Origin of the sequence: Sphaerospermopsis reniformis, assembly GCF_005402885.1 — a bacterium.
Taxonomy (GTDB): Bacteria; Cyanobacteriota; Cyanobacteriia; order Cyanobacteriales; family Nostocaceae; genus Sphaerospermopsis; species Sphaerospermopsis kisseleviana.
Genome location: NZ_BJCE01000015.1, coordinates 14,018 through 27,480 on the forward strand (window position 1 = coordinate 14,018; position 13,463 = coordinate 27,480).

A 13,463-nucleotide genomic window follows, 5' to 3' on the forward strand; every position below is an offset into this window, starting at 1 on the left:
TGAGGAGTTATGTCGATGAATGATAGCAATGGCGCATTTTGTCAATGTCCGTTATTGCTAAATTTAAATACATTTGCTGTAATTCTGTGGATAGATTCGGGTTTTTGATCAAATGTTCTATCCTGCTTTCCAACAGAGAAATCAGGGTATTTAAGTTTTCCTTGGGAACTGGATGTTGTGGCTGTATTTGCCAATCTGGTTGTTGAGGTGGTTCTGGGGAATTAGTTTGGTTGCTGAGATATTCTGCTTTCTCAGCTTGTAATTGCGCTACATTTCGCTGTAAAGTTTCTATGACTCCATACATTTCTAAGGGATCAAATATCCGCAACAAGCTGGTTTGAGTCACTATTCCTAACTTTGATCCCCAATCCCAGGATACAACTAATCGTTGTACTCGCCGCTGCTGCATTTCTTGATGGGCTGACCATAGGGAATCTTCTGGAGTTAGCAAAAACAAGGGTGTACTCATCGCTGTTTTTGCCTCAATTTGGTCTAAATTTAACCCCAATGCTTGAAATTGCACAATGTCTCTTTCGGTAACAATTCCTACAGGCTTAACAGCGTGCAGAATATTATTCCAGGAGTCTGTTTTGGTTATGACTATACAACTCACTTTATGATTTGCCATCATCTGCGCCAAGGTGAGTACAGAAGTTGTTGGTGGTGCATGGATTACCTGGGTTGTCATTACCTCTGACACTCGCCTCATTTTTAGTAGGTTTGTGGGGCGTAAAATTTGTCTAATACTTTCTGGGGAAATAATTCCTAATACCTCTTTGTGTTCATTGACGATTACCAAATGGCGAATACGATACCGACGAAATAAAAACAGTGCGGCAAAGATGTCCTTAAATACAGTTTCTGACAGGGTAATTACTGGATGCGCCATGACATCAGCTATTTTTACCCTAGCAAAATCCGTACCCGCAGCCGTAAATCTCACAATATCTCGTTCTGTAAAAATACCTAATAATTCCCTCCCTTCCATGACTAGTACACAACTGGAGCGTGTACCTTGCATGGAATTAAAGGTAATTCCTGCATCAAAATCCGGTAATAAGCAACTATTACCTCGTGTCTGATTCATTAAATTTACAACTTCCATCAGGGAAGTATGGGGTGCAACCACCAGTGGTTGCTTATCTATTGCATCTTCCAGGCGGGGAACGCCAATGAGTGGATCATCAATTTGCATAGATTATTCGGTCTAGATTATAAATGGTAAAACTAATTATGAAGTTTTGTAAATTTATTAGCAATAAATATATTAAATTCTGCAAAATATATATATAATACGAGAGATGTAAAAGATAAATGGGAGAAAAGCTTGCTATATAAAGGCTATAAGCTGTAAAAGGTAAATTAGCGTTAAAGATTTAAACTGGGATATCCAAGGGCCGATTGCCAGATAACTGGAGAGGAAAAGGAAGAGATATGAGGTATATGGCTCTATTGAGAGGCAATATCTACATCAGTCCTCACCCATGCCAGAAATTCGTTGCATTTTGCCATAAAGCCTGTCTAAAACCCTTTTCACGGACACAGGTTGCCACTGATGTCCTCGCTTGGTGGTATATCCTTGCTGATTGAGCCAAGCAGCAATTTGTGGTAGTGATTTTCCTGACTTGTGATGACGGCGAATTAATTCAATAATCTGTTGTTCAGCGGGATTGTCTACTAATTCACCATTAACTGATTGCTGACCAAAAGCGGGTGAACCATAGCCAGCATAGCCGCCACTGACAGCTTTTGCTTTCCGGGCTTGGTTGAGTTTTTCCCAGAGGGATTGGTTTTTCGATTCTTCAGCAGCCATTGTTTTCAGAATTTAATTACCTTTGTCAACATGGTACATCAATTACTGGTGATTGCTGGTAAATGAGTCAGATTTTTCAGGCTTTTCAAGATAGGGGGTGTTTGAATGCGATTGATTTTGCTAGGAGTGCCGGGTAGTGGCAAAGGTACGCAAGGGGCAATACTGTCCAGCCAATGGCAAATTCCGCATATTTCCACTGGTGAAATATTACGTCAGGCGATCGCTAATCAAACTGCTTTAGGCTTGAAAGCAAAAGCGTATGTAGAAAAAAGTGAATTGGTTCCAGACTATTTAATTTTTGATCTCATCCGCCAACGCTTAACTGCTCCATCTACTCAACGAGGTTGGATATTAGATGGATTTCCCGGTAATTTATCCCAGGCTCAGTTTCTTGATCAACTATTAGCAACTTTAGGACAGTCTTATAACCGAGTTTTCAGTTTTTATGTGCCAACAGATGTTTTGGTACAAAGGTGGCGACAAAGGGGGCGTTCAGATGACCACCCTGAACTTATTTGTAAGCGAATAGAAGTTTATCAAGAGCAGACTGCACCCGTGATTCAGCATTATCGCCAGCAAGGATGTTTAACAGTGATTAATGGCGATCGCCCTGTGGAAATAGTGACTCATTTTTTACAAACTTCTTTTTCTGATTTGAGTTTAACAATTCAGCAAAAAACTGTGAATACTAGCGAAAGACTAATCAACAAAGAACGACAAATCTTATCGGACTAACAGCAAAACAAAGCAGAGAAAATGAGTATTTTATGCGTAAGCAAAGAAAAATTAAAAAACTGAAACTTTTATTTCATCAAGGTTACAGCAATTCTGACCTCAGCTTTTTCTCAATAGAGAAATTAACTCATTGCCATCCCACCTTATCTTTTACTGTTTTCCCTTTCACAACCACCACTCAAAATTGAAAAAGATTAAAAAAGGAGTTGATATGACAACAGTTGAATATATCCAGGAAACAGAGTTCAAATCACTATTAAGTGATAACGAAATAGTTGTACTAGACTGCACAGCAACTTGGTGCGGACCTTGTAAAATGGTTAGTCCTTTAATGGATAAACTCGCTGATGAATACACAGGTCGTGCCAAAGTAGTCAAAATAGATGTGGGTAAAAATCCAACTGTTGCCAAACAATTAGGTATCCGCAGTATTCCCGCAGTTATGTTTTTCAAGAACGGTGACTTATTGGAAACAATTGTTGGGATAGCTCCTTATGAAAAATTCAGCACAGCTGTAACCAATATACTTTAACCATTATTGAGGCAATTGCTTTATGCAGAGAGCGCAGATAGTTCGATGTCCTAATTGCGGTAGTGAGGCACAGCGTCAGTTTGCAACTGATGAACACCTAACTCACACCCATTGTTTAGCTAATCAAATTATCCGTACAGAGTGTCTAGTTTGTGACTACCTGATGGTGATGCGCTCTCTGGATGGAAGTGTAATTGAAGCTTACGCACCTGGAATACCAAGCAGTTTTAAACCTTCTACCACATCTAATACTCCTTCGGAGATTCGTGAGGAGCAAATGCTAGTGATCAGAGAGTGTACTTTATTCAGCCTCATTTTTAGACATTTACCAGATCAAAATCCCACAGATTCATACTCATTGCTTTAAGGATTTCAACCATGATGAAGGCTGAAGATATAATGACCACAAAAGTGGTAACAATTCGTGGTTCAGCGACAGTAGCAGAAGCAGTAAAACTGATGAAAGATAAGAAACTGCGCTCTATCGTTGTCGAACCACGCACAGACAACGACCCCTATGGCATAGTCACAGAAACTGACATTGTTTACAATGTTGGTGCCTATGGCAAAGACCCCAAACAAGTGCGAGTTTATGAAATTATGACCAAGCCTTGTATTGTAGTTAATCCTGAGCTTGGTGTAGAGTATGTAGCGCGTTTGTTTGCCAATACAGGTATTCGTCGCGCTCCTGTAATTAAAGGTAAATTGTTAGGAATTATATCAATTACTGATATCCTCAGAAAAAGTGACTTTGTGGAAAATCCCAAAAGCACTTTTGAAATGTATTGTGAAGAATTTCCCAACGCTCCAGAGGCAAGAATTTACGAAGATTAAACATCAAAATTCATTTTTTTGTACTTTTTGCACAGGTAACTACACTCATTTACCAAAGATAAAAATCTGAAAACATCTCAGGAATGAGTGAAAAAAATCATCAACATCCGCAAATTAACCCGAACAATTTTTCCAACCAACTATTGACAGGAAATTCTAAAAATATGATGAAAGCAGAAGACATAATGACCACAGAAGTGATTACAATTCGTGGTTCAGCAACAGTAGCAGAAGCCGTGGATTTGATGAAATATAAAGGATTACGTTCTTTAGTTGTGGAACCACGCACAGAAAACGATCCCTATGGCATGGTAACAGAAACTGATATCGTCTATAAAGTTGCCGCTTATGGTAAAGACTCCAAACAAGTGCGAGTTTACGAGATTATGACCAAGCCTTGTATTGTAGTCAATCCTGAGCTTGGTGTAGAGTATGTAGCGCGTTTGTTTGCCAATACACGTATTCGTCGCGCTCCCGTAATTAAAGGTAAGTTGTTAGGAATTATATCAATTACTGATATCCTCAGAAAAAGTGATTTGTTTGATAATCCAAAACCCATATTTATTGAGGATGAAATAGAAGCTGCACGGGAAGAAGCTAGAAGAATTTGTGCAGTGAAAGGAGATACTTCTCGTGAATGTGCAGCAGCTTGGGATATTGTAGAAGAACTACTGGCAGTGGCATCTGATCAGCGGTTAGTCAAGGAAATGACGGAGTCTTAACTATTAAATCAGATGTGATATGACTCCAGTCGATCGCATCTGCTCAATTATTTGACTTATTTGATATCCTCCCTACTCTATCAGGGTAGGGATTCTGGGATCAAAAAGTTTTTCCTCTTTGCATCCTTCCTTGGATCTTAATGTGAAAAAATCATGATCTTGGCGGGCAAAATGCCCACCTTAAACACCCTACTTACCCAAAACCTGCTCCAAAGCCTCAACCAACCGATCCACATTTTCAGGACGACTATTAAAACCCATCAAACCCACACGCCAAACTTTACCCGCTAACTCTCCCAAACCACCACCAACTTCAATATTATGCTCAAGTAATAACTGCTTTGCTACGGCTTTTCCATCCACTCCATCAGGAATACAAACAGTAGTTAAAGTTGGTAAACGATATTCCTTAGCAACGTGCATTTTTAAACCGATACTTTCCAAACTTTCCCACAAATATTCAACATTTTTTTGATGCCGTTGCCAACAATTTGTTAAACTTTCTTCCGCTACTAAACGCAAAGCTTCCCGCAAACCATAATATAAATTAATCGGTGCTGTATGATGATATATGCGTTCATTACCCCAATATTTTCCTAACAACAACATATCTAAATACCAGTTGGCCACCTTAGTCTCCCGTTTCTGCAACTTTTCCATTGCACGGGGACTCATAGTAAAAGGAGATGCACCAGGAGAACAACCTAAACCTTTTTGACTGCAACTATAAGCTAAGTCCACACCCCACTCATCTAAGAAAATAGGAACACCACCCAAGCTGGTGACAGTATCCACTAATAACAAAGTTCCATATTTGTGACACAACTCCCCCACATCTTCTAAAGGTTGACGTGCGCCGGTGGAGGTTTCTGCATGAACTAATGCTAAAATTGCCGGTTTGTGAGTTTCTAACGCTGTTTTAATTTCATCTACAGAAAATACCTGTCCCCAAGGTTTCGTAATAGTGCGTACATCTGCGCCATATCTTCCCGCCATATCTACCAAACGATTACCGAAGTAACCAGCAACACCAATTAAAACCACATCTCCCGGTTCTACAGTGTTAGCTAGGGTTGCTTCCATCGCTGCTGTACCCGTACCACTCACGGCGATAGTGTGGGGGTTTTCCGTTTGCCAAACGTAGCGTAGCAAAGATTGAATCTCATCCATTAAGGCTAAAAATGCCGGATCTAAATGCCCTAAAGGTGTGGTATTCATAGCTTGCAATACCGCAGGATGGGCGTTAGATGGACCAGGACCTAGTAATAAACGGTTGGGAACTTCTAAAGGTGAAAGTTGTAACTTTTGACTGTCGTTGATAGAAATTGTCGATGTCATAATTTATTTGAGGCTAAGAGGCTAAATAGTTATTACAGCTATCAAGCCAATTTTACTCCTGACTCCTGACTCCTTGATCTCCTGCAACTTCAAGATTGTCTATCATTCGTCAGGGCGATCGCATAATAACCTTGAATTACAACTTGATCTCCTGCAACTTCAAGATTGTCTATCATTCGTGGGAAGATGCGATCGCCTACGGCGCTGCGCTCCGCGCAATCGCTCTTAATTCTTAAAGTGGATATAACTAGCTGTAGTTGAAGCCTCATGAGCCAAAAACGTTCTAGCTTAAAACCATTACAAGGGAAAAATCGCACACTCAGGCGCAGATTAAACTTGAAAGGAGAAATAGCCTTAGCCCTAGCCCCAACCGCAATTGTACTGTTAGTAATGGCTTTTGTGGAAACTCTCACCCAACAATGACAATGAACTTAATGAACTAAAGTAGTCCGAAAATGTCCATTTTCTTGAGCAAATTTCTCTTTGAGAATTTGTTTATAAACCGCTTCATAACCATCAGTCATTTGTTTGATACTAAAATGCTTTTCTACATATCGCCTACAAGCATAACGGTTTAATCTTTCTATTTGCTCAATAGCCTCAATACACTCCTGAATATTATTGCACAAAAAACCCGTTTCCCTATCAGCAATTACTTCGGGAGTTGAACCCATTCGCATCGCAATTACAGGTGTACCCGATGCCATTGATTCTACCATTACCAAACCAAATGGTTCTCTCCAAGTAATAGGAAATAAAGTGGCATAAGCAGAACCCATGATAGTATTTTTTTCTGCGTGGTTAGCTTCACCTAAATATTGAATTTGCTTACCATCAATCTGGGGTTTAATTTCCTGCTCAAAATATTCTATATCCACTCTATCTATCTTACCGGCTATTTTCAACTGCCAACCAGTTTTTTTGGCAATTTGAATTGCTAAATGTGTGCCTTTTTCTGGCGATATTCTGCCAACGAATGCTAAATATGGTGGATCTACAGGTTGAGGATAAAACTCATAACTACTCACATCAATTCCATTGTACACTGTTGATATATAATTTAACCCTAACCTGGGTTCTCTTTGGGCATCAGAAATACTCACATAAGGCTGTTTTTTGGCATATTTAAAGATTTTTTCGTTGTCAGGTGTAAAAATACCATGCAAAGTATGAACTGTGGGAGTTTCTACCAACTTTGTGTATGCTAAAGGTGTGTGTCCTGCATGAGAATGAATAATATCAAATTCTGCGGATTGCTCATAAACTGAAGCTAGATTTAGCAACTCATAAATACTGTAATCTTTGACAGTATTATCCAATCTTAAAGCCCGCGGATGAACTGATACTAACTTAGCCAGAGTCAGAGAATCTCCTGATGCAAATAATGTTACTTCATGTCCTCTTTTGACTAATTCATCTGTTAACAAACCCACGACTAATTCTATTCCACCATAAGCTGGAGGTGGTACTCTCTCCCACAGTGGAGCAACCTGGGCAATTCTCATTATTAACCCCCTAACAATTAAGAATTTACTTGAAAATCACTGACAAAAAAACTGGTAAATATTAACCTAATACTGTTACTCGCTTCACAATTTTATGCTGGATATTTGATATCTTTTGTCTATCTTAGGTAGGGATATTTTCCTCTACTTTAGAGGTAAATTAGTAATTTTAAGGAATCAGAATTTCCAGGAGTCAGGATGTTTTTCATTATAAATGATGAATTATCAATTATCAATTATCAATTATCAATTATCAATTATCAATTATCAATTATCAATTTTTATCACAGGTTATTTTCCGAATGCTTCGCCCCTACGACTCCTGACTCCTGACGATGATATAATCTCATACAATAATTAAGCACTAAATATCAACATGAATATCCCTCACCCAAGTAAAAAAAAGTCTATGACATGGCAGGTAGTTTTTTCCATATTGGTATTTGTGTTTATGTACCTGCCTATCTTGGTACTAGGCTTTTATAGCTTTAACCAGTCACCTTACAGCGCAAGTTGGCAAGGATTCACTCTAGAATGGTATCAAAAACTGTTCACAGATGCTCGCATTTTATCAGCTGTAAAAAACAGTTTGCTAGTAGCCTGTAGTGCAGTTGCTGTTTCCGCAGTCTTGGGAACTATGATGGCTGTAGGGTTGGCACGTTATAATTTTCCTGGGAAAACATTGTATCGTGGTATATCGTATTTACCATTATTAATTCCTGATATTGCGATCGCAGTTTCTACCCTTGTTTGTTTAGCTGCTTTTGCCATACCTTTAAGCATCTGGACAATTGTAGCTGCACATATAGTTTTTTGCCTAGCCTACATCGGTTTAGTAGTATCATCCCGACTTAATAACCTCGATCCCCACCTAGAAGAAGCTGCACTAGACTTAGGTGCAACCCCTATTCAAGCTTTTATAAAAGTTGTCTTACCCCAATTAATGCCTGGTATTATATCTGGTTGCTTACTAGCTTTCGTCCTCAGTTTAGATGACTTTCTTATCTCCAGTTTTACAGCAGGTAGCGGTTCTAATACCCTACCAATGGAAATATTTAGCCGCATCAGAACTGGAGTCAAACCAGATATTAATGCCCTTAGCATCATGTTAATTTCTATTACCGCTACTGTGGCAATTATTGCAGAATTAATTCGTGCTTCTGGAGAGAAACAAAACCAAAAATAATTATTAGGACTAATATTTCCTTATTTAAAGAATATTTGCGATCGCGAAATCAATCCTGAACTTGGTAAAATCGCTGGTACAACTGGGGAAACATGGCAAAGTTACCCCCTAGCGTTGACACAGTTGATTATTAGACATCTCCGAAAAAGATGTAGGGACAATTCATGAATTGTCACTAGGAATGGGTTTCAGGTTACGCATATTAATTTTCGGACAGGTCTATTACCTATCATATGCTCAAAGCAACGCAGATTCATCAGTAGAGGGGATTGGGGACTGGGAAGATGGGAGCAAATTTTTTACCTATTCCCTATTCCTTATCCCCACAAAAAGACTTTTTCAACCAACCCTAATTCCCGTTTCTTGGTAATCTCCCATCCAAACATCTATTTTACCAACTTGAGTATAATTTGTATATTGATCATTCTTAGGAATATTCACAGTAAATTTTTGTAATCTACGCCAATCTGTTTCTGTAATATATTCTTTATTTTCCATTTCTACAATTAATTCTTCACTGTCTCCCCATTTAACTACTACCGCTATTTGATGTTCATTATCAATTACTTTCACCGCTTTAGCAACTTCCGGGAAATCATACTTTTCTCTTAATTTTTGAATATCCACACCTCCATCATGATTCTGATTCAATAAATCACTAAAGTAAATCTTTATCAAAGATAAAATATCATCATTTATATCATATTTTTCTAATATTTTTTTAGTAATACTTATTCCGTCTTTATATCCCGGTGGGTTGGAAGATGACATATTAAAAATGATTACATTACCTTGATCTTGCTTTCCTTCTCTGTTACATCTTCCTGCTGCTTGAATGATAGAATCTAAAGGTGCAAGTTGACGGTATACTATGGGAAAATCCACATCAACACCAGCTTCAACTACTTGGGTACTAATTAAAAAACAAGGTTGTTCAGCTTTTAATAATTTTCGCACTTTGTCCAAAACTTGAGAACGATGATCAGGACACATCATAGAACTAAGATGAAAACAATGATCGGGAAATTTGGCAGATAATATTTCATATCCTTCCCTGGCTAATTTTTTGGTATTAACAATAATTAAGCCTTGATTTAATTTAGATGATTTAATGCTATCAACTAAATTTTTCCATTCCCAAATATCAGCAATATATTGATAATTAACACGGTTAAGTTGTTGAAATATTCTGCTGGTTTCAGTTTCAGGAATAATATCAACAACATCTGTTAAATCATCTTCATCAAGGTTGTGAAATGCTGGTTGGGTAGCACTCATTAAAACTATTGTACATCCCCAATCTGTGACTAATGTATTCAAAACATTTAATATTGGCCGGACTAAATCACTAGGTATAGATTGAGATTCATCTAATAAGATAACTTTATTAATTAAACCTTGTAATTTTCGGCATTTAGTAGGATGATTAGCAAATAAACTTTCATAAAATTGCACTCCACTGGTGACAATTACGGGTTTATCCCATCTATCAGTATTCAATTTATAATCTTTAACTTCTGCTAATTTTGGTTCATATCCTGAATGATGTTCTAATACTGCATTTTCTCCAAATAATTGCCGATAAACAGCAGCAGTTTGTTCAATAATACTTTTTAATGGTCCGACATAAACTATTCCTGACATTTGATGTTTTTGACTGTGCAAATAAGCAAATCTCGCACTAGCAATGGTTTTACCAATTCCACAGGGTCCAGTTAATCTAAAAATTCCTTTGGGTAATTCACTTTTGTTGATACAATGTTGGGCAAAGACATTTCTAGCTTCACTAATTGCATTTGCTGATTGTGGAAACAAGGAATGAAGATTGAAACTCATTTTGTTATATGCAGAAAGCTCCAAATCTTGTACATATATGGAGCTTTCACCTTTATTTTCAATATTTTCAAATTTGCGAGCGTCTAATCTGTCATTATCAACTAAGACAGAAAATAACATTCTAAGGGCAAATTCTCGCCGCAATTTAGGTAAATCAATATCTGGTAATTCTTGCGGTATAAAATCAGCTATTTCCTGTCTAGCTATTGCTAAACATTCCTCTAAACCTGCTGCTAATTGTTTATACTCACTACCTCTTAATCTCAACCTTTCTGATAAACCAGAATGATGGCCAGCGATGATATAAGCTATTGCGGGCGGTTCTTTTTTAGACATTTGTAAAGCTAAAACAGCACCGTGGGGAGAATGTACAACCCGCTTACCGTTATTTTTTAAGTATTCCTGCCATTTTTGCTGATATTTACCCAAATCATGCCATAAACCAGCATACTTGGCTACAGCTTGGAATTGTTGCGGTACAGCACTTGCAGACATTTCCGCAACATTCTGTAAATGTGCTGCTAGTAGTTGTTATTTACAATCTGTAGTAATTCTTGCTAAGTATTTCATTTATAGTTATAATTGATGAAAAATTTTAAGTCTAGTTTATGCAGTTAAAGTTATGGGGTGAATGGGCATTATTCACAAGGCCGGAGTTTAAAGCTGAACCGCACAGTTACAGGGTAATTCCCTTTACTGCGGCTGTAGGTGTATTAGAGTCTATTTTCTGGAAACCAGAGATTAAATACAAGATTAATCACATCACGGTACTAAAGCCAATTAATACATTTACCATCCAGCGTAACATGGTGCAGTCCAAACAAAACTATAAAAATGCTAAAGATTGGATGAGAAATGATGGTATAGGGAGTTACACTGCTGTGGGCGATCGCGCTCAGAGAAATCATGTCATATTGCATGATGTGGCCTATATCGTGGATTTTAATTTTGATTTACAAACAGAGGAAGATTTATCTAATAAATATGCAGCACAAATAAAGCGGAGAATTGAAAAAGGGCAATGTTTTAAACAACCCTATTTTGGCTGTCGAGAATATATAGCCCATTTTTGTGTTCCTTCAGAAGAAGATCAAGCAGCACCAGAGTTAAAAGGGGAAATAGATTTAGGTTTAATGCCTAAAAAAATGCACTTTATACCTGATCAAAAAGGTACAGTTTCTTGGCGTACTGCTCAAGGTTTTGTCAAAGGAAATGTAGTTACAGAATTTGCTCACTTTATAATGCGAGATGGGCGGTTATGTTGCAAGAATTAAATCAATTAGGAATTGCTTTAGAACAGGATAATCAACTCACATCCATAGGATTTAGTGAATGTCTGTGTCATTGGCAAATTAATTTACCTTTAGGTAGTTTTCAAGTTTTAGAAACAGCAGCAACCAAAGGTAAACCGAAATTTGGCAGAAAAATATTAGTACCAGATTTGCGGCGTAATGGTGATGAACCATTATTAATTGATGATGGGGGAGAATATGTTTTTGGTGCTGGTGATCGAGGTGGAAAACGGCATCAAATGTATTTACAACTTCTGGAAAGATGTTTACAAGAAACTAACCACGAAGCAGTAAAGGCAGTTTATGATTTTGTCACAAATACAACTGTAGAACAAATCACCAAAGAGTTAACAGAAATTTATCCACCAGCAGCTAATACAGCAGCTAATACAGATTGGTATCGGGATAGATTTGTGTTTCTATTTGAAGGTAAACAAATCACCAAAATTCCCATAGTTCAAAAATGGTGGGTTAACTATTATGCCAGTAAACAAGATACCGTTAATGGTGTTTGTTTATTAACAGGTGAACAGACTCTAATTATGAAGCAAAAAATGCCCATTATGGTTAAAGGTGTTCCTGGTGCTGCTACTTCTGGTGCTGCTATTAGTAGTTTTCAAGAAGATGCTTATAAGTCTCACGGATGGTATAGAAATATTAACGCTCCCATAGGTTTTAAAAGTGCTGTGAGATATCATAAGGCATTAGATTTTTTACTTAATAGTGACACAAATCGTTATAAATTAGGAGAGCAGGTTTTTGTTTATTGGGGAGAAGAAGACGGGGAAGGTATTAATCCCGAAATATGGGAAAATCCAGCTTTTGAATCTATCTTTGCTAGTCCCCATAGTCCGAAAAAATTTAATTTGGAGGATATTAAATCTAGTAAATTTTATTTAGCCATTCTCAAAGGTAATAAAGGGAGAATTTCCGTTAGTGGTTGGAGTGAAGTTACTACCCACAAAATCAAAGATTCTATTGGGCAATTTATCCAATGTCAGCAAGTTAATGATTTGTCACCTAGTCCTATGTGGATGTTATGTAATAGTGCTTTTTTTAATCCTAGTAAAGAACATACAGACAGAATAGCAACAGCATTAATTAAAGCCGCTTTTTTAGGTGAAGCATTACCGGATGAATATGCTTACAGAATCATTGATAGGATATGTAGTGAAAAGGTGTTTCATGACTTTCCATCTAAATCTAAACAATCTAGATATTTTCCCAGACTGCAAGGTTTATTACTTTATTTAGCCACAAACAATATGAAATATCCCACAGGCGATCCAAAATTTGATACTGCTTACACTTTAGGCAGAATTGCATTTTTAATGCACCAATCACAAGTTAAAGCTCAAAATATGAGTGAAGATAATACTAATGTTATGCGTAGTTTAAAGACTTTATCTTCTACACCGACTCAAGTTTTTGCTCGGCTTTGTCATGGTTGTACTCATTATCATATAGAAAGTGATAATAGTAAATACATCAAAAAGTTACTAGCTGAAGAATTTGAAAACTTTGATATTTCCATATTGCCAGAAGTGCTAGATTTAAAATCTCAGGCTTTGTTTTTTCAAGGTTGGTGGCAAAAAAGAGCCGAGTTTTTTAAAAGTAAGGAAAAATCTGAGTAGGTTGGGTTGAACGAAGTGAAACCCAACAAATAATTT

The 13,463-nt window shown here is 37.4% G+C and carries 15 protein-coding genes and 2 pseudogenes; 10 read left to right on the forward strand and 7 right to left on the reverse strand.

Features of this window, described 5'->3' with window-relative positions:
- Positions 1-7 precede the first annotated feature (7 nt).
- Both FFR48_RS03850 and FFR48_RS03855 read right to left on the reverse strand, forming a co-directional pair.
- Complete coding sequence (locus tag FFR48_RS03850; RefSeq protein ID WP_137666439.1) at positions 8-1,195, reverse strand: CBS domain-containing protein; 1,188 nt, start codon at positions 1,193-1,195, stop codon at positions 8-10.
- 276 nt (positions 1,196-1,471) lie between these two features.
- Entirely contained in the window at positions 1,472-1,813 is a 342-nt protein-coding gene (locus FFR48_RS03855; RefSeq protein WP_096570836.1) for a recombinase family protein, read from the reverse strand.
- A 105-nt stretch (positions 1,814-1,918) separates the two neighbouring features.
- On the opposite strand from FFR48_RS03855, the gene FFR48_RS03860 reads away from it, so the two are divergent.
- The 5 genes from FFR48_RS03860 to FFR48_RS03880 all read left to right on the forward strand — a co-directional run bounded on the left by FFR48_RS03860 (position 1,919) and on the right by FFR48_RS03880 (position 4,636).
- Positions 1,919-2,548, forward strand: a complete 630-nt coding sequence (locus FFR48_RS03860) for an adenylate kinase (protein WP_137666440.1) — start codon at positions 1,919-1,921, stop codon at positions 2,546-2,548.
- A gap of 211 nt (positions 2,549-2,759) precedes the next feature.
- Complete coding sequence (gene trxA / locus FFR48_RS03865) at positions 2,760-3,080, forward strand: thioredoxin (protein WP_137666441.1); 321 nt, start codon at positions 2,760-2,762, stop codon at positions 3,078-3,080.
- Positions 3,081-3,102: 22 nt separating this feature from the next.
- On the forward strand, positions 3,103-3,447 hold the full coding sequence (locus FFR48_RS30350) for a hypothetical protein (protein WP_307722505.1): 345 nt from the start codon (positions 3,103-3,105) through the stop codon (positions 3,445-3,447).
- 11 nt (positions 3,448-3,458) lie between these two features.
- Entirely contained in the window at positions 3,459-3,914 is a 456-nt protein-coding gene (locus tag FFR48_RS03875) for a CBS domain-containing protein (protein WP_137666442.1), read from the forward strand.
- Between the two features lie 164 nt (positions 3,915-4,078).
- Positions 4,079-4,636 carry a CBS domain-containing protein gene (locus FFR48_RS03880; protein WP_096572785.1) on the forward strand — a complete coding sequence of 186 codons (558 nt, stop codon included), beginning with the start codon at positions 4,079-4,081 and terminating at the stop codon, positions 4,634-4,636.
- A 189-nt stretch (positions 4,637-4,825) separates the two neighbouring features.
- Here FFR48_RS03880 and FFR48_RS03885 read toward each other — a convergent pair whose 3' ends face one another.
- Together FFR48_RS03885 and FFR48_RS03890 are read right to left on the reverse strand one after the other, a co-directional pair.
- A complete protein-coding gene (locus FFR48_RS03885; RefSeq protein ID WP_137666443.1) occupies positions 4,826-5,974 on the reverse strand; it encodes an alanine--glyoxylate aminotransferase family protein in 1,149 nt (382 codons plus the stop codon).
- Between the two features lie 89 nt (positions 5,975-6,063).
- Positions 6,064-6,243 carry a hypothetical protein gene (locus tag FFR48_RS03890; RefSeq protein ID WP_137666444.1) on the reverse strand — a complete coding sequence of 60 codons (180 nt, stop codon included), beginning with the start codon at positions 6,241-6,243 and terminating at the stop codon, positions 6,064-6,066.
- Here FFR48_RS03890 and FFR48_RS03895 point away from each other — a divergent pair.
- Positions 6,242-6,397: a hypothetical protein gene (locus FFR48_RS03895; protein ID WP_201277572.1), complete on the forward strand. Its 156-nt coding sequence runs from the start codon at positions 6,242-6,244 to the stop codon at positions 6,395-6,397. The two genes, FFR48_RS03890 and FFR48_RS03895, sit on opposite strands and share 2 nt — an antisense overlap.
- A gap of 8 nt (positions 6,398-6,405) precedes the next feature.
- On the opposite strand, the gene FFR48_RS03900 is transcribed toward FFR48_RS03895, so the two are convergent.
- A complete protein-coding gene (locus FFR48_RS03900; RefSeq protein ID WP_096570846.1) occupies positions 6,406-7,479 on the reverse strand; it encodes a glycosyltransferase family 4 protein in 1,074 nt (357 codons plus the stop codon).
- A gap of 451 nt (positions 7,480-7,930) precedes the next feature.
- Between FFR48_RS03900 and FFR48_RS03905 the strand changes: the two genes are divergently transcribed.
- Together FFR48_RS03905 and FFR48_RS30505 are read left to right on the forward strand one after the other, a co-directional pair.
- Complete coding sequence (locus FFR48_RS03905) at positions 7,931-8,665, forward strand: ABC transporter permease (RefSeq protein WP_199301777.1); 735 nt, start codon at positions 7,931-7,933, stop codon at positions 8,663-8,665.
- Positions 8,666-8,683: 18 nt separating this feature from the next.
- A pseudogene (locus FFR48_RS30505) lies at positions 8,684-8,833 on the forward strand (phosphoribulokinase); the annotation flags it as partial.
- A gap of 171 nt (positions 8,834-9,004) precedes the next feature.
- Here the strand turns inward: FFR48_RS30505 and cas3 are convergent.
- Together cas3 and FFR48_RS29985 are read right to left on the reverse strand one after the other, a co-directional pair.
- Entirely contained in the window at positions 9,005-10,501 is a 1,497-nt protein-coding gene (gene cas3 / locus FFR48_RS03910) for a CRISPR-associated helicase Cas3' (protein ID WP_268932403.1), read from the reverse strand.
- A gap of 90 nt (positions 10,502-10,591) precedes the next feature.
- A pseudogene (locus tag FFR48_RS29985) lies at positions 10,592-11,014 on the reverse strand (CRISPR-associated endonuclease Cas3''); the annotation flags it as partial.
- Between the two features lie 95 nt (positions 11,015-11,109).
- Between FFR48_RS29985 and cas5c the strand changes: the two are divergent.
- Entirely contained in the window at positions 11,110-11,775 is a 666-nt protein-coding gene (gene cas5c / locus FFR48_RS03915) for a type I-C CRISPR-associated protein Cas5c (protein ID WP_137666447.1), read from the forward strand.
- Positions 11,760-13,427: a type I-C CRISPR-associated protein Cas8c/Csd1 gene (locus FFR48_RS03920; protein WP_137666448.1), complete on the forward strand. Its 1,668-nt coding sequence runs from the start codon at positions 11,760-11,762 to the stop codon at positions 13,425-13,427. Before cas5c ends, FFR48_RS03920 begins: the two co-directional genes overlap by 16 nt.
- Positions 13,428-13,463: the final 36 nt, after the last annotated feature.